The organism is Methylocystis iwaonis, from assembly GCF_027925385.1.
Classification (GTDB): Bacteria; Pseudomonadota; Alphaproteobacteria; order Rhizobiales; family Beijerinckiaceae; genus Methylocystis; species Methylocystis iwaonis.
In genome coordinates, this window is the sequence record NZ_AP027146.1 from 22,701 (window position 1) to 37,262 (window position 14,562).

Genomic DNA, 14,562 nt, shown 5'->3' on the forward strand with positions numbered 1-14,562 from the left:
TCTCTCGATGCATCGGATCTACGCCGTTTCCTACGCAATCTACTACTGGTCGGAGTGGCTGTTTCTTCTGGCTTTTGCCAGCTTGTTCGTCATTCCGTTCACATCGCTCGAGGCGCGCTTTGCGGTCTGGTGCGTCGCGCTTGTGGTCGCGTTTGCAAGCCTTGCCGCGGGAGTCCTGTCGGAGGCGTTATGCCGAGCCCTGTTGCGCTGGCGCCGCGAGAGGCGAGGATTTTCAGAGGAGGAGGCGCGGCGGGTCGAGTTCCTTGAAGAGGACAGGCGCGTTACGCATGTCGAACAAGAGGCAAGCCGACTCGCGGCCGACCGCCATCAACAGAGCGTCGAGGCGTGGTGGATAAACAACCGCCGTGGCTGAGCGCGTGTCGACGACTGTCTCTGATCCTTCCAGGCGAATACGGGGCGGCGGTTCACCCTCTCTTCTCGGCGCGGCGCCATAGCGCCCTGCCCGGTGAGAGGCCTCGCAGCCGCCTTGAAGGCTTTCGAAGAGTTCAGAATGGCCAACGTGTGGAATCGTCGAGCAACGCTTGCAATTCTTGGCGCGTCGCTTGGCTGAGCGCATTCCGTTCGCGTCGCGCGAAGACGGAGCACCAGAACAGGGCTTCGTCCGGTTCCTTTTCGTAAACGGCTTTTCCGATCAGGATGGCGATCAGCGCCAATCGGTCGCATTCGTCTGGGCCGAAATGATCATTCAGAATACTGACGGTCTCTTCGGCGGATCGCCTCTTCTCTGCGCTTTGTTCCAAGATGGGAGAAGAAGCAATCATTTTTAGCCTCCATTCGCCGTCAAGACCGGCCCTAAGCGATTCATCACTGCAAGCGCCAAGAGAAGCGCCTCTGCGGGCGTCTGCGCTCCCGTAGCCAAAACACCCTGTCCCGTTGCGGTCTCCTCTCCTGTTGCCGACTCGATGCAGCCTCTCCCAGCCGACAAAGCTTGGCGCCGGCGACATTCGTGCAGCGAAAGGCTCAGCAAGAGTCGCTTGGATGAAGTCGCTGGCGCGACCGGAGCCATTTTCTGCGTTACTTTGTCGGAAGTTAGGCTCTCTTGCGCGACTTGGTCTTTCGTGTCGCCTTTGCCTTCGACGCCGAAGCGGGCTTATCGACGGCGGACGGTTTCGCCTCGGCGGGTTGTTCAGCGGGTTTCGACGCCGGGGGGGTGATTGCGAATTGATCTGCGGCAAATTTTGACCGCGTCTGGCGTCGCGCCTCTACGCTTTGCGTCAGCCGGTCGAGATCGATGTTCTGGCCGGCGAGCCAGGCGCGCATGACCTTCTCGTCAATGCCGAGCATGTCCCAAACCGAGAGGTCCAGCGCTTTGGCGGTCCGTTCGATCGTCCAAAACGTCGGATTGCCGATGCCCTTTTCCAAATTGTAGTAGGCAGCCATCGACATGCCGATCTTATCGAGGAAGGTTTTGAGGTTGGGGTATTCCTTGGCTTTGCGCTGCAAGATAATGGCGAACAAGGCGGTCGCGACAGAATCCCTGTCTTCGCCTTCTTGTTGTTTTGGCATCGCCATAACTGTTCTACCTCCCCTCCCCAAATGACGAACCGTGACGCCTTGCGCCGAGCCCGAAACGAGCGACTCACATTACCGTCAGGCTTTCGCCTAAAATATATCATATTCTATCCTGCCAGAAGATCATTGAGTTATCCTTTATGATAAGGCAAAGCTTGGACCGCCCTTTGTCTTCTCCCCCGCCCTTTCCCGGTAAGGCCTCACAAGCTCATGGGGCGTTGTGGGAGTCGATCGAGGGCGCGCCTCTGATGCTCTAAGCCTCTGAATTATAAGTCTGAAGGTTGGGGCTGTCGAAAAGTTTGCTCACAGGCCGCAAGGCCATGGAGGCTCGGGCGTGGCCTAGAGGCGCTGCGCTTCTGATGCCGCCTATGAAAGCAGGTCGAGCGGCTCGATGCTCTATCGAATAATATAGTATAAAGAGCTTCGGTGCGTTATGCTCCGAGCCAGGCCGTTGCGGGCAAACTTTCAGGAGGAGGATCATGTCGCGACCTTTTCTCTCGGGAGAGGGGGCGTTAGCGCCGACTCATTGCATGAGGGTTGGTCGGCGTAAATCGCGCGGCAGGCTGAACCTTTGGGCGTCTTTATGCATCATTTTGCTCGCTTTCTCGGGCAGAGCGCTTGCCGACGAACGCGACCGTTTGGCGCCGGGGCTTTATGTCGCCGCGACGGTCGGATGCGACGGCCTTGGCGGCGGCGGCACGGTTGATTTCGACGGCAAGAATTTCTCGCCGCACTACCAGGCATGCCTCAGTCAGGCGCTTGGGCAAAACGCGCGCTATCGTCAGACCTGCATTGAGGGACAAGGCGCAAACTATCCCACGACGGCGCAAATCCAGGGTGACCCTTCCAAGACGATGAGGGACGTGACGATCGCGGTTCTCTCCCGAAACGCCTTCTCCATGAATGGTGTTCGATACGACTATTGCGGGGCAAGATGATGCGTCGGGCCGCTTTGCTTCTCGTGTCGCTCGCCTCTACGCTTGCCTTCGCGAGCGACTGTCCCAACGGCGACAATCTGCTCAAAAACAACACGCCGCTCAGCCAGTTGTGTTCAAAGGGTTTCGGCCAGTTTAACCCCGGCTCGTTACAGCAGGCGATCGGCAACCAGCCGAACAATGTCGCGATGATCACCGCAGCCGCTGAGCAGCAGGGCGTGCCCGTCGATCTCGCGCTGGCGGTTTCCTATCACGAGTCGGAAGGCTTCAACTCCTGCGCCGGATCCGACACCGGCGTCAAAGGTCCGATGCAGCTTACGCAACGGACCGGAGATAGCCTCGGCTACAACCGCGACATCAACGAACAGAATATCATGGGCGGCATGAAGCTGCTCAAACAATGCGACAATAAATGTGGCGATACGGCCTTTTCCTGTCTCTCGGCGTGCTACAACGGCTCGCCGCGGCCTGGAGAACAGGCCGGCTGGGCGAGAGGCGTGCAGAACGCCTACGGGAAGCTCCACAGCGATCCTTCGCTTCTGGCCTCCGCCACAAGCAACTGCTCTTCCTCGGGCTCGAATTCGAGCTGTCCCGACGCCGCCGGCGGCGTGGTGGCGTCCTCGGCGACGCCGAGCGCCCCGACAACGCTCCCGAGCCTCGGCGCGCCGCCCGCGCTCGCCAGCAGCGACATCGTCGTGGCGCCGACGCAAATCTGAGCGGCGCATTTGGCGGCGCAGTCTCAATCCGCGCCGTTGCCCAAAGAGGCGCCGGGTTGGCACGCGTTTGGCGTGTTATTGTCCTATTTTAGCAGATGCCTCACCGACATGGTTCCGCGGATTTACGGCCTTTGACATAGCCGCGTTCAATCGGAGTCACCGCCTCAGGCGGGAACAAATTTCGAATTTTCGCTGATTTTTTGCGCAGCTCGTCCATCAACGCGCGTCTGCGCGCGACCATCCTTTCCCGGCGAGCGAGCTGCCGGGTGGCCTTTCTGATTCTACTAAACTATAAACTGTGCTTCCCAGAGTCGCATGGAGGGAAGCAGGCCCCAAAAAGGAAAAGCCCGGCGCGAAGGCCGGACCTCTCGAATAGCTGGCTAGAAGGGACGGCAACCCCTTCACACCCGAACACCAACCGTGTTCGGGATTCTAGCGGGCTTTTCTCATTACGCAAGAGGTTTGCGCGTTTCGCGCCACGGAAATTCTTTGCCTGCTTTCCGCTTAAACGCGGAGAGCAAAGGATGACCCATGCCCAATCGAACGCAACGGGCCGCCGCCGCGATTCCGCGACGAGCTGGCGCGTTGGCAAGCTTTTTGACGCGCCGCTCTTCGCCGTCTCGCGTAAGGAACTTCTAAAAGCCGCGCGGGACGCCGTGCGTGCGCTTGCGCTCGACCGCAGCGAACGTCAGCTGATCGAGTGCCTCGCGGTTTGCTTCGGCGAACAGCAGCTGGCGCATGGTCTGCTCTGCTGGCCGTCGAACACGCAGATCGAGAAGAAGACCGGCATGAGCGAGCGCACGATCCGTCGGACGATCGTAAAGCTTCGCGAGCGCGGTGTGATCGTGATGCGCGACAGCGCCAATGGGAAGCGCTTTCCAATTTCCAACGCCAAGGGCGAGCTCGTCGACGCGAGAGGCTTCGATCTGACGCCGCTGCACGCGCGCGCCGCGGAATTCGCTGAGCGCGCTCGCGCCCTTGATATTGAAGATCGCGTGCGCCGGCAGCTGCGCGACGACCTCACGGCCGCCCGCAACGCCTTGCTCGATCTGTGTGCCGAGGATCCGTCCGGCGCCTATGCGGAAATTCTGGCGCGCGCGAAGGTCGTGTCGCGGCCCTCGAAAGCCGCCGCGCCAGAGGAATACGCCACGGCGATCGAAGCCTATGTCGAGTTAGCCGAGGAATCTCGCGCGGTCCGCTATCGGGTCGATCCTTCGGCTGAGTCGCCCGGCTCTGCCGGCCATGCGGGCCGTCACTCAGAGCAAAAATCCAAACCCTCTACCGAAGATTGCAACGCCCCTCGCCACCGCTCCCCACCGCCATCCGACCAGCCCGACTATTCCAGCAATGACGCTTTTCGAGAAAGGAAGGGGGGCGACGTTCGGCGAAACGAACGGACGACGCTGGGGACGGCGGACCGAGCGATCCCCAAGGACCTCGCCCTCTGGCTCGCCGCCTGCCCCGAGCTCGGGGAGTGGGGAACAGTCACGACGATCGAGCGCGCGGCGACCCTGGGCGCTCAATTCATTCGGGCCTGCGGGCTCGCCCGGCACGCTTTTGACGCAGCCTCTACACGGCTCGGCGCCGTCAACGCCGGCCTACTTGGTCTCTTTGTCGTTCAGCGACATGCCGATGGGGAGCAGCGCGGCGGCACGCCGATACGCTCTCCGGGAGGGCTATTCGTCATGCTCGCCCGCGAGATCGAGCGTGGCCGCCATCCACTCGAGAAGGAGTTGATCGCGATGCAGCGCCGGCGCGGGCGCAATTGGCGCTGACGCCTACGTGAGGGATCATCCCGCCCAACGTGCGGCCTTCTCGGGAGCGGTCAGCCGTTTGGTCTGTCCTGTTCTGGGTCGACTCTATGCGGGTGCCCGTGACGACCTCATGGGAGGCCGAACCCGAGATCGCCATCGGGCGTTTTGAGCCGTGCTTCGGCGATGCCCCGCGCGGTAGGGATCGTTGGCTGGATCGATCGGAGCTCACACTGATACGAAGGTCGAAACACGAAGGTGAACCGTTCCATCAGCGTCCAGCCAATGTCGAGCTTCGATCTTGGCCGTTTCAGGCGCCATCGACGCAGTCATATCGAAGGTCCTCGCCGAGGCGGCTCGCGAGAACTGGCGACAACGTCGAACGCTTTCTCCCTAAACCTCCAAGACGCCTCCCCTTTCGCTTAAGTCATTGACGCATACGTTCGGCGGGCCGTGGCGTCGGCCACTGGCGTCGAAAATTTTCCCCTTGCCGCCTGCGTTGGCAATTCCTCGCGCTCGCGCGCAAGCGCCCTCAAAATTTCCGTCGCCGGGCGTGGCGCGGCGCTTCGCTGGCCCCTCGCCTCCGGCTCGGGCTCTGCCAGGCCCTGTGCCGCCCGTCTGGCGCGACATAAGCGAAGGGGATGGCTCCTTCGCGGATAAAAGGAGAAAGACGATGTTCGACTTCGCCCGCTTCCACATCCTCGGCCGCGTCGGCAAGATCAAGACCTTCGAGAAAAACATCCGCGTGTCAATCGCCGCCAACGCCTCCTACAAAAAGGACGGCCAATGGGTGGACGAGACCGACTGGAACAAGATCGTGATTTTCGACAAGAACACGCGTCAATATGTGACCGAAAACGTCGAATCCGGCGACTACGTCCGCGCGCAGGGCCGCCTGCGCCAGAACAGCTTCAAGCGCGACGGCGAGACGGTCTATGTTGTCGAACTCATCTGCGACGAGTTCAGTCGCGCCCCGAAAAAGAAGGCCGCCGACTCCGCTGCGGCCTAAACCGCAAGGGCCGCTCCTCTGGGGCGGCCCAATTGCCTTCACAAATCCAGGAGCCATCTCACCGAGCGGCTGCGCCGGAATTCCACCAAAAATCTCCTCAACAAGGCGCCTGCCGCCAGACCCAGCGTCGCCCAGACGGCGGCAGGCAGGCCGGCGACCCAACCCATGACGGAGAGCCCCCGTCCTGCGGCGTTCGCCGGCGCGCCGGGTGGCGCATCAAGCCACAGCGGCGGCGCGCAAGCGCGGGCGCCTTGAACCACATAGACGCCTTTACCGCCGTCACAGTTGTCGCGAAGCGTCTTCGTCAGATCGCCATTGGCCCGCATCAAGTCGAGCCAGCTGTCGGCGTCTGCGCGGGCGGCGAGGGCCTCTGCCCCCTGTCGGAGTTGCGCTTGGTCCGTGCGACCCGCGGCATATCCCAATCCACCGCCGAGGGCCGCCGCAAGACAGAGCGCCGCGATCTGGAAAAACCGCGCCTGCCCCTCCTCGCGGCTGGAAAGCTCTCGCAACGCATTCGTCGCCGCTTGGCGAACGTCGCCCTTGGTCCCTTCGACCATTCTCGCGATCTGGCCCGCGACATTTTCTCGCGCGGCCGCGACAGCAGCGTCGGTCAACGGCTTGACCGCTTCCTTCGCCGCGTCCTGAACCCCTTGCGGAAAGCTGTAAATCGCCGCCGGGATGTCGATCGCAGCCTTCTCCAGGATCCCGGCGACGGCGAGAAACACGACGGTGGGATCATCCGGGGAAAGCTGCAGATCGCCGATCCGCCGCCACATGGTTTCGCGGATCGCGGGATCGACGCCAAGCACGTCCGCGGCCCTCTCAAAACGGGATTTGGCGCCCGCATCCATCAGGCGCCTGAGAGGCCGAGCAGAGGCAAGGCTGGAGCGATCATCGCCACGAAGTCGCGTTGGAACTTGGCGACATGCGCTTGTTCCGTGATCGTCAGCAACCCAACGGCCTGCGCCTGCGAGAAGCGAATGTTTTCGGCGTCCAATTTCGCGAAGGTGCCGCTCTGCAGCGAGGGGAACTCGATTTCGAGCCCGCCTTCTTGCAGCAGGCGCCGGCGTGTGCCGCCGCCTTTGCTCTCGCCCTTAGCGTCCCGGAAGCCGTACCAGAAGGGAAAGTCGCCTGGCGGCTTGCCGTGCTTCAGATTGACGACGGCGACATGGTCGACGCTCGCGCCGGTCAAGTCGAGCCAGCGCGCGACGGACTGCGTGGAGCCGATGTCGGGCGAGATCACGTGGAACACGGTCAGCCGACACCCATGCGTCGCGAAGGCGTCGAGCAGGCCGGAGAGCCCCTCGCCGTCGTCGACGATCTTCGTCAGATCGGCGAGTAGTCCGCCGGCGAGATCGTGGATGTAAAGCGGATCGTTCGAGGCGATCGAGTCAAGCAGAATGTTGCGCTCGTTGTCGCTGCGGCCATTGTAGAAGCCGATTCCGACCGCGGGATCCTGGGTCTTGGACAGGGACCCTTCAGTCTCTCGCGTCCCAAGCACGCGGATGGTTGCGCCGATCGAGCCATCCGCGTCGAAGGCAAGGACGCGCTCTCCCTGCGTCCGCAGCCAGTCCACCAAAGCGCGGGTGAATACGGACTTGCCAACGCCGCCTTTTTCGTTGGCGATCAACGCCACCCGCCGCTTGCCGTCCGACGCCATTCGTCATCTCCAGAGCTACTATTCTCCTAAACTATAAAGAATAATCCTCCGAGCGCCTACCCCATCCGAGGCCGAGGCCTGCCGCTTTCCACTCAAACGTCTTCGTTGAAGCGGTGGCCGAGCACCTCAGCGGCCGTCTTTCCCGTTTGTCTCAGTGGTTTTACGACCGCCTGTGAAATCGGCGCCGGAGCGTCCTGCGTGCGCGACATCGCCGGCGGCGCCACGGGCGTATCAACGCATTGCTCCGCGGTCGCCTCCGGCCTCGTCGCGTCTGCTTCGCGGCTGTTTTCCGCCTTTGTTGTCTGCGCATGGCTGAAGATATCGGGGCTATGTGCATTTGATGCGCGCGCGGCTTTGCCCCTTCCCCCCGATGCTTGCTGCGCCTTCGCGCGTTGCGCTTGTCGTACATATTGGCGAAACGTATGCAGGCTCATGTGGACTCCGTTTCGCGCGAATATCGCGACGATATCGCTGTCCGTATGCCCCCTCTGTCGGCAGGATGTGACGTCATCTATCGCATCTTCGATCGCCTGCCTGAGGCTTTTTGCGCCACGGGGTTTTGCAGGCGCCTCCCGCAAATCGGCGAGGGCTTGCGCCCAGTTCGCGTCGGTGTGTTTCTGCGTCATGCGCGCGAATCCTCTGTGACATTGTGCTCGGACATTCACGAGACGTATCGACGCATTGTCGTGATGCGTGCGCGATACGTCCTCCGATACCTTTCAGGTACGCACCGGCGCATCCATCAATATGCTAAAGTGTAAAGTGAGACAATGCACATAAGGAGATGAGACGCGTTGGCGAGACAAAATTGCGATAGAGTGCTGATAAAGAGAGGGTTAGCAGGCGTTTTGGTTGTTTCCTAGTTTGACAAGATACCGGTTTGTTGAGTATCGTATAAAATATAGAAGAAGCCAAGCGCCCGCTCTCCTCGCCGCTCAGGATCGCCGTGCCCCGACCGCGCAAGCCCGACATCGCCAAGCATCGCGTCCAGGCGGACTTTTCGCCGGAGGATTTCGCGCGGCTCGAGCAGGCCTGCGCGATTTTCGGGCTGGGTAAGTCCGATCTGCTGCGCCGGCTTGTGCGCGCGTCGATCGACCTAGGCCCCGCGCTCAGCGTCGAGAACGGCAAGGCGCTCGCGGCGACGGCGCGGGAGCTGCGCGCCTGCGGGCGAAATATCGCGCAGATCGTCAAGGGCATTAATCTCGGCTATGCGCCGCAGCTTGCCGAGGACAAGGAGCTTTTCGTCGCCACCCACCGGGCGCTCTCCGAGATCAGCGCGCTCGTCCATGAGATGACCGTCGCCTATGGCGCGCGGCTACGTCGCGCCGCAGGCTTAAAGCCGCTTCCCGGGACGGAGGCGTCATGAGCGAGGCTCGAGCGAACCTCCGCGCCTCCCTTGTGCTGGAAATGAACCGGCTCGCCGTTATGGCGGACGCCGTCCGGCGTTCTCGCGCGGCGCGGGAGAAGCAGGGACTCGAGGAGCGGCCTGATAGGGTGGTAGGACTGAGGCCGTCGACGGCCTCCTCATTGGAGCATTCACGGGTCTCGGCCCAGGAGCCAGCCCCGCGTGCCCTGGCTTCGGATCGCGTTCTACGCGGAATGACCATCACGGGCGCGGAGGATGAAGAGAAGCGGCGGCGGTTGCCGGACGTCTCCGCCAAGGGCGGGAAGCCGCCGCGCCTAAGCGTCGACGTCGGGTCTTCCCCCGCCGTGATCGGCCGGGGGGCGCCGCTGATCTCACGGGCGCGGGCCTTGGCGCAAGGCTATCAACCGGCCGTCGTCAAGGTCGTCTCCTATGCGCATGGCGCGGCGCGGGCCTCGGCGACCGCGAATTATGTCGACCGCGAAGACGCCATTCTCGAAACCCAGGACGGCGTCGAGTTGAAGGGGCGCGCGGCGATCAACGGCGAAATCGCGGAATGGGCGAAAGATTTCGAGCCGCGCAAGGAAAGCCAGGACGTCGCCGGCGTGCGCTTCCAGGTCATGGGCCTCAAAGACACGCCGGGCGACCGCGGCACTTTGGAGAAGGCGATGTCAGCCGCCTTTGTCGGGCATCGCTACGCTTATCGCATCAACGCCTTGACGGATGGCGCGATCGAAGCGCGGGCCGTCGTCGCCTTTGCCGGAACGCTCCGCGAAGGGGAAACGGACACGCGGGAGCGCTTCTATGTAACCGAACGCCACGTCGCCGAGGGTTTTGAAGCCCGCGTTTTCGCGCCGAAATCCGAGGCGCGAATGAAGGCTCGCATTGAGGCGGCGACCGGGATCGGCCAGCACCGCATCGTGCTCGAGCCCGGCGCGCCTGGCAACGGCCCAACGAGCGTCGTCGATCGCCTGACGCGGCTCCAGGAGCATGGCGCGGCGGCCTCAGATAGCGGCGCCCTCCTCGACAACGCGAGCGCCATCCAGGCCGAGTCGCGCGCCTGGCGGCGGGACCTGCGCTCCTTCAAGCCACGCGACACGATGCACCTTATCGTCTCCACCAAGGCGGGCGTCGACGTCGGCGCCTTCAGGACCGCCGTGCGGGGCTTCGTCCATGAGCAGTTCGCCGCGCACAAATTCATGTTCGGCGTGCACACCGACAAGGCGGACGCTGGGCATGTCCACGCCCATGTGATCGTCGCTGTCCGGGACGCCGAGGGCGTGAAAATTCATTCCGGGCCGCAGGATTTTCGACACTGGCGCGAGACCTTCGCGGAGCACGCCCAGATGCAAGGGCTAAAGATCGTTGCGACCTCCGCGGCCGAGCGCGCTTCGTCGCAGAGCTATGGCCCTAAGGACAAGGCGATCGTCGACGCCGCCGATCATCCTCGGCCGGGCCGAGAGGCGCGGGATCGCGCCTATGCGAGCGACCCGGCCAACAAGACGCTCATCGACAATGCGCGCCGACGCATCGAGATTGCGCGAACAAATCCAATTCGCATGCCGGCCTCGGAGCGTCAGCTCGCCGTCGCGAACGACTCGGCCTCAACGTGGCGACAGCTGGCGCAGGAGGAACCGCAGAGCGCGACGGCAAGCGCTCTTGCCCAGCGGACGCAATTCTCTCAAGCCGCCGGGCAAGCAATCGCCACGCTCGTCAATCAGGCTCTCATCACCCAAACCACGAGGAGCAGCGCCATGCCGATCACCGCCGCGCAAATGGGATCCGACCTCAAGCTGCTCAACGAAGCCGTGGACAGGGTCGGCGCCGTCCTGCCGGCGGATACGAGAGCCGCATTTTTCGAGCGCTCGGGGCGCTATCTCGAAAAGCTTGCGGCGCGCGTCGATATGCAGCGTGAATTCGAGGCCAAATCCTCGCAAGCCGCGCTCGCTCCTGTCGTGGAACAGTCCGCGGGAATCGCTCGCGTCGAACAACGCGAAGCGATCAGCGCGCAGAGGCTCGTGGAAAGGGCCGAGACGGCAACGAATGCGACACCGGCAGACGCGCGTGATATCGACACGTCTCGCGTCATCGTGCGGGAAGCCCGGAGAACAGCAGCTGGCAAGCTAGCAGGTACGCACGTGGTCGTTGAAGCTCAGCGTGCGCTAACGGCCATTGCCGTGGAGCCTGCGGAGGCTTCGCTCGCTGTCGATCCAAGGCTCGAAGTATTAAGGCGCCAACAAGCAGAAAAGCTGACTCAAAGTGCTGCCGAGCGAGAGGCTACGGTTAAGGCAATTGAGGCCGAGATCGAAGAGTGATGATTAGTGAGACGCAAGGCGTTCCTACTGATGCGAAGTGGATTTGCTGCGCAACCCGGCTTAGCATAGCGATAGACTTCGAAGCGCGGCGGTTTAATGAGGGCCTTCGGATGCAGGCGATCCAGAGCCTGTTTCTCACCGACCTGCAAAGCCGCCACATCCTGGATAAGAGGACAACCAACTGGCTATGATTTGCTCGCATGCACTAGGCTCTCACTGACCTTGGGTAGGCGTTATCCCATACAGATTTTTAACGAGTCAGCCAAGAGCGCTGTGTGCGCACTGCTACATCGAAATTGAAACGTAATTGGATTCGAAAATGCGTTGTTCGCTTTCGATCGCAAGCCGGAGGTGGCAGTAGAGTGCCCAATACTTGCGCCACAGGGGAGCCGTCGGTGGCAAATACTCGATCGGCAATCCCATTGTCCGCGCTGCCTCCCAGCCAATCATTTGCCCATGCGAAGGATAGCGGTTGATATCCATCAGTTCGCTGGCGATCTTCGAGAAGTTAGCTCCACGTCGCTTCAGAAGATTTTCTGCAAACAGGCGGGCGCGGTCTCTGACCGATTGAAATTTGCGCACGATCACTGGATCAAATTTATCGAAGGTGAGGCGGGTCGCTTCGTCGTCGGAAGTTTGCGTTAGCGCCTGCCTTGCCTCCTCGTAGGCGGTGAGATATGTCAGTACCGAATAGACGATGTCATGGCCATTCCCGTCTTTGGAAGATACCTGAGGATCAATCGGTCCTAGCTCGGAGGAATCGCTCATGATGATAGTGTTGGCGCCCAGCGCCATCAGTGTGCCCGCGCTCTTGGCATAATCGGGCACGATGACACGCAGCTGCCCCTCCTCGCCGGTCGCATTCCTGACCAGCGTGATCAGTTTCTCGGCGGCATCCACATCGCCGCCAGGCGTGTGCAGCATCAAATCAATCGGTTCTCCAGGTGTGACGTTGTGGAGCATGTCAACGAACCCGAGCGTGTCGAATCGGTCGACCGGGGCCTTAGTGCCGGCGACATAGCAAAGAAGCTTCGGCTGGCTAGCCTCGATTTCACGGATCAAGGTCTGGCGCTGATAGCGCGCCGCATTCATTGCCGTGAACATCGGGGTCTTTTCGATCGCTCGCGCCGGCTGGGGCGTGAGCGGTTGCGATTCGACGTCTCTTCCATGGTCATTCATCGGTCGCTGTCCTTGGTCCATATGATTTTGCCGTTACGAACAAAATAATGACAGCGTCTGTCTGTACCGCGATAATCGACGCTAGGATAGATACCTAATCGAGACGAAGCATTCAGCGTCCAGTAGGGCCGGCGGACCGGGTCAGAGTTCAACATAATTCTATGTCCGGTACGACACGGACAGTCGAAGACAATCCATTTGATATGGCGCAGATCTCCGACTAAAACGATGGCGTTACGCGGCAACCGTTGGGGCACCTCGTCGGCAGAGGATACTGAGCCGATTGTACGCCAGCGCCAGAAAGGCAGCCATTGCCACCACGCGATTTTCATACTGTCACCCACAGTTGTCCAAGGAACGGGTCTTCATCGCCGGCACCCCATTTGCCCTGTGCTTGATGGCAGTAGTGAGCGTCATGTGGGAAAGCGCGATTCGTTGAAATCTCGCGTTCGTGGAGTCTGAGCAGCGTCTCGGTAGGTCGCTCCGGGGGGCCATATCCGATCAGGCGATCAAGCAATTCATTCACGGCCGCGGCGGCGACGGCGGTGGTGAACGCCACCACCGCCGGCTCAACCCGACCAAGCGCGGGGGCGTATCCTTCGTTGGCCAACCGTTGTCTCTCGTCAGGCGACTTCATCTCGGCGGATGCACGACCTAAGTCGACTCGGTTACGGCAAACCAGACAGCCCGCGCCAGGCGTCAGCGTCGTGACCCGCGCGTCAATACCAATGAGCGTGCCCGCTTGATCGCTGCTTAACAATACCCCAACGTCTATTACCGGGGTCAGGAGATAGGTAGAGATTCTGGAGAGCACGAGCCGGCCAGCATTGTCGTCGGTGCATCCGAAAATCAGGTCGCAGCTGCGCAGCGCCCAAGCAACGCTCCGAGTAGTAATCATCCCGTCCACGATAGAACAGTCGAGGTCTGAAGCGATTGCCAGGAGATGATCGCGTAGCACCTCAACCTTTAGTTGACCGACGCGCCCAGGCGTGGAGCCGTAGACCCGTGTGACATTGCTCTCGGATAAGCTGTCGTTATCAATCAGCAGCAGATGGCGAACGCCCAGCCGGACGAGCTGCTCGGCGACAGCCGACCCTGTCCCTCCGGCTCCGACGATGCCAATGCGCAGGTCTCCGAGAATCGTCTGGATAGCTGGGCCGAAAGCGCGAACGTTACGGTCAAACAGCGCTTCCGGCAGAGTGGCCTGCCGCGCGAAGGCTGGCATGAGCTTCCAGCGCTCGCCGACCACCCACAACCGGTCAATCGACGACGTCTCCCCGGTCTCCGGTGTCAACTCGCCGCTGAATACGTAATCCGCGCCTCGCGGAGATGCGATCAACGTTCCGTATAAGCCTGAGCCACTGCGCAGCTGAAAGAGGTCAGCTATCTCGCGATCGACCTGACGATCGTGATTGCTCGGCAACGGTGCACCCTCTTCGCCGGGATGGGTGTGAAACCAAATTGGAACGGCGTGATCCGCTTCGGCTGCACCGAGCGCCGGCACATAACCTTGAGAAGCTATCAGCAGATGGTGCGGGCTCTGTTCGATGTAGGCCTCCGGCGGAACCGGATGCAAGCTACGCGCGAGAAGTCGGACATCTCGCCCCGCCTCGATTCGGCGAGCGAGGAGAACAGCAGCGCATTCCATCGAATTGCGCGAGGCCGTCGCGACCTCCTCCGAGAGCGGACCCGGAATTACGAGCGTCGTTGTCATGCTGCCAGCGCCGCAGCGGCGGCGGCGACCTCTTTGCGGACGAGCGCCAGATAGCTTTCCAGCGAGTCGAGCCCGGAGCGCCACTGGCCCGGATTGAGGTGGCGTGACCAGCGCTGCCAAGTGCGCCCAAGGTAGACCTCTTGAGATTCAGTTGCGGCGATAAGGCGCCCATCGATGCGGCGCACAGCCGGCTCAAACCACCACATGTCAGGTGCGATGTCGGGGTAACCTGGCGACAGACGCAGGAGAAGATCGGCGCTTGAGTGGTTGAATCCCTCCGGCAAGGAGAAGGCGGGAATGACAACGCAAATCATGCCACCCTCCAGCGTCACGGAGCTGCCCGGCGCTCGCGCCTCAAGGTAATTTTGATCGATAGTAGGCAACATC

General features: G+C 61.7%; 16 protein-coding genes. 7 read left to right on the top strand and 9 right to left on the bottom strand.

The genetic code is table 11. The annotated features are described in order from the left end of the window. Nucleotides 1-7: 7 nt before the first annotated feature. Nucleotides 8-373, top strand: coding sequence for a hypothetical protein (locus tag QMG84_RS20880; RefSeq protein WP_281932753.1), 366 nt, complete (start codon nucleotides 8-10; stop codon nucleotides 371-373). Nucleotides 374-506: 133 nt separating this feature from the next. Here the strand turns inward: QMG84_RS20880 and QMG84_RS20885 are convergent, their stop codons facing one another. Together QMG84_RS20885 and QMG84_RS20890 are read right to left on the bottom strand one after the other, a co-directional pair. Further along, entirely contained in the window at nucleotides 507-782 is a 276-nt protein-coding gene (locus tag QMG84_RS20885; protein WP_281932754.1) for a hypothetical protein, read from the bottom strand. A gap of 268 nt (nucleotides 783-1,050) precedes the next feature. Beyond that, entirely contained in the window at nucleotides 1,051-1,533 is a 483-nt protein-coding gene (locus QMG84_RS20890) for a helix-turn-helix domain-containing protein (protein ID WP_281932755.1), read from the bottom strand. 479 nt (nucleotides 1,534-2,012) lie between these two features. Here QMG84_RS20890 and QMG84_RS20895 point away from each other — a divergent pair, with 479 nt between their 5' ends. The 4 genes from QMG84_RS20895 (at nucleotide 2,013) to QMG84_RS20910 (ending at nucleotide 5,944) form a co-directional block, all read left to right on the top strand. Beyond that, complete coding sequence (locus QMG84_RS20895; RefSeq protein ID WP_281932756.1) at nucleotides 2,013-2,471, top strand: hypothetical protein; 459 nt, start codon at nucleotides 2,013-2,015, stop codon at nucleotides 2,469-2,471. Next, entirely contained in the window at nucleotides 2,468-3,184 is a 717-nt protein-coding gene (locus QMG84_RS20900) for a transglycosylase SLT domain-containing protein (protein ID WP_281932757.1), read from the top strand. The genes QMG84_RS20895 and QMG84_RS20900 overlap by 4 nt, the downstream gene beginning before the upstream one ends. Nucleotides 3,185-3,708: 524 nt before the next feature. Continuing rightward, a complete protein-coding gene (gene repC / locus QMG84_RS20905; RefSeq protein ID WP_281932758.1) occupies nucleotides 3,709-4,959 on the top strand; it encodes a plasmid replication protein RepC in 1,251 nt (416 codons plus the stop codon). 649 nt (nucleotides 4,960-5,608) lie between these two features. Continuing rightward, a complete protein-coding gene (locus QMG84_RS20910) occupies nucleotides 5,609-5,944 on the top strand; it encodes a single-stranded DNA-binding protein (protein WP_281932759.1) in 336 nt (111 codons plus the stop codon). A gap of 38 nt (nucleotides 5,945-5,982) precedes the next feature. Here the strand turns inward: QMG84_RS20910 and QMG84_RS20915 are convergent, their stop codons facing one another. The 3 genes from QMG84_RS20915 to QMG84_RS20925 all read right to left on the bottom strand — a co-directional run bounded on the left by QMG84_RS20915 (nucleotide 5,983) and on the right by QMG84_RS20925 (nucleotide 8,230). Then, nucleotides 5,983-6,753: a hypothetical protein gene (locus QMG84_RS20915; RefSeq protein WP_281932760.1), complete on the bottom strand. Its 771-nt coding sequence runs from the start codon at nucleotides 6,751-6,753 to the stop codon at nucleotides 5,983-5,985. A 41-nt stretch (nucleotides 6,754-6,794) separates the two neighbouring features. After that, the gene (locus QMG84_RS20920) at nucleotides 6,795-7,604 is read right to left on the bottom strand and encodes a nucleotide-binding protein (RefSeq protein ID WP_281932761.1); all 810 of its coding nucleotides are present in this window, start codon (nucleotides 7,602-7,604) and stop codon (nucleotides 6,795-6,797) included. Nucleotides 7,605-7,696: 92 nt separating this feature from the next. Then, on the bottom strand, nucleotides 7,697-8,230 hold the full coding sequence (locus tag QMG84_RS20925) for a hypothetical protein (RefSeq protein WP_281932762.1): 534 nt from the start codon (nucleotides 8,228-8,230) through the stop codon (nucleotides 7,697-7,699). Nucleotides 8,231-8,550: 320 nt separating this feature from the next. Here QMG84_RS20925 and QMG84_RS20930 point away from each other — a divergent pair, with 320 nt between their 5' ends. Beyond that, a complete protein-coding gene (locus tag QMG84_RS20930) occupies nucleotides 8,551-8,970 on the top strand; it encodes a hypothetical protein (protein WP_281932763.1) in 420 nt (139 codons plus the stop codon). A gap of 233 nt (nucleotides 8,971-9,203) precedes the next feature. Then, nucleotides 9,204-11,282: a relaxase/mobilization nuclease domain-containing protein gene (locus QMG84_RS20935; RefSeq protein ID WP_281932764.1), complete on the top strand. Its 2,079-nt coding sequence runs from the start codon at nucleotides 9,204-9,206 to the stop codon at nucleotides 11,280-11,282. A gap of 285 nt (nucleotides 11,283-11,567) precedes the next feature. Here the strand turns inward: QMG84_RS20935 and QMG84_RS20940 are convergent, their stop codons facing one another. The 4 genes from QMG84_RS20940 to QMG84_RS20950 are packed head-to-tail and all read right to left on the bottom strand — an operon-like array spanning nucleotide 11,568 to nucleotide 14,561. Then, nucleotides 11,568-12,461 (bottom strand): SDH family Clp fold serine proteinase, encoded by an 894-nt coding sequence (locus QMG84_RS20940; RefSeq protein ID WP_281932765.1) that lies wholly within the window; start codon nucleotides 12,459-12,461, stop codon nucleotides 11,568-11,570. Then, a complete protein-coding gene (locus QMG84_RS21540; protein ID WP_350356539.1) occupies nucleotides 12,458-12,793 on the bottom strand; it encodes a ubiquitination-like system serine protease family protein in 336 nt (111 codons plus the stop codon). The genes QMG84_RS20940 and QMG84_RS21540 overlap by 4 nt, the downstream gene beginning before the upstream one ends. After that, complete coding sequence (locus tag QMG84_RS20945) at nucleotides 12,790-14,175, bottom strand: ThiF family adenylyltransferase (RefSeq protein ID WP_281932766.1); 1,386 nt, start codon at nucleotides 14,173-14,175, stop codon at nucleotides 12,790-12,792. Before QMG84_RS20945 ends, QMG84_RS21540 begins: the two co-directional genes overlap by 4 nt. Further along, nucleotides 14,172-14,561 carry an E2/UBC family protein gene (locus tag QMG84_RS20950; RefSeq protein ID WP_281932767.1) on the bottom strand — a complete coding sequence of 130 codons (390 nt, stop codon included), beginning with the start codon at nucleotides 14,559-14,561 and terminating at the stop codon, nucleotides 14,172-14,174. The genes QMG84_RS20945 and QMG84_RS20950 overlap by 4 nt, the downstream gene beginning before the upstream one ends. Nucleotide 14,562 lies beyond the last annotated feature (1 nt).

What these genes read in the sequence shown, in the direction of transcription:
- QMG84_RS20880 (WP_281932753.1), top strand. Translation starts at nt 8, where the DNA reads ATGCATCGGATCTACGCCGTTTCCTACGCAATCTACTACTGGTCGGAG.
- QMG84_RS20885 (WP_281932754.1), bottom strand. Translation starts at nt 782, where the DNA reads ATGATTGCTTCTTCTCCCATCTTGGAACAAAGCGCAGAGAAGAGGCGA.
- QMG84_RS20890 (WP_281932755.1), bottom strand. Translation starts at nt 1,533, where the DNA reads ATGGCGATGCCAAAACAACAAGAAGGCGAAGACAGGGATTCTGTCGCG.
- QMG84_RS20895 (WP_281932756.1), top strand. Translation starts at nt 2,013, where the DNA reads ATGTCGCGACCTTTTCTCTCGGGAGAGGGGGCGTTAGCGCCGACTCAT.
- QMG84_RS20900 (WP_281932757.1), top strand. Translation starts at nt 2,468, where the DNA reads ATGATGCGTCGGGCCGCTTTGCTTCTCGTGTCGCTCGCCTCTACGCTT.
- repC (WP_281932758.1), top strand. Translation starts at nt 3,709, where the DNA reads ATGACCCATGCCCAATCGAACGCAACGGGCCGCCGCCGCGATTCCGCG.
- QMG84_RS20910 (WP_281932759.1), top strand. Translation starts at nt 5,609, where the DNA reads ATGTTCGACTTCGCCCGCTTCCACATCCTCGGCCGCGTCGGCAAGATC.
- QMG84_RS20920 (WP_281932761.1), bottom strand. Translation starts at nt 7,604, where the DNA reads ATGGCGTCGGACGGCAAGCGGCGGGTGGCGTTGATCGCCAACGAAAAA.
- QMG84_RS20925 (WP_281932762.1), bottom strand. Translation starts at nt 8,230, where the DNA reads ATGACGCAGAAACACACCGACGCGAACTGGGCGCAAGCCCTCGCCGAT.
- QMG84_RS20935 (WP_281932764.1), top strand. Translation starts at nt 9,204, where the DNA reads ATGACCATCACGGGCGCGGAGGATGAAGAGAAGCGGCGGCGGTTGCCG.
- QMG84_RS20940 (WP_281932765.1), bottom strand. Translation starts at nt 12,461, where the DNA reads ATGAATGACCATGGAAGAGACGTCGAATCGCAACCGCTCACGCCCCAG.
- QMG84_RS21540 (WP_350356539.1), bottom strand. Translation starts at nt 12,793, where the DNA reads ATGAAAATCGCGTGGTGGCAATGGCTGCCTTTCTGGCGCTGGCGTACA.
- QMG84_RS20945 (WP_281932766.1), bottom strand. Translation starts at nt 14,175, where the DNA reads ATGACAACGACGCTCGTAATTCCGGGTCCGCTCTCGGAGGAGGTCGCG.
- QMG84_RS20950 (WP_281932767.1), bottom strand. Translation starts at nt 14,561, where the DNA reads ATGTTGCCTACTATCGATCAAAATTACCTTGAGGCGCGAGCGCCGGGC.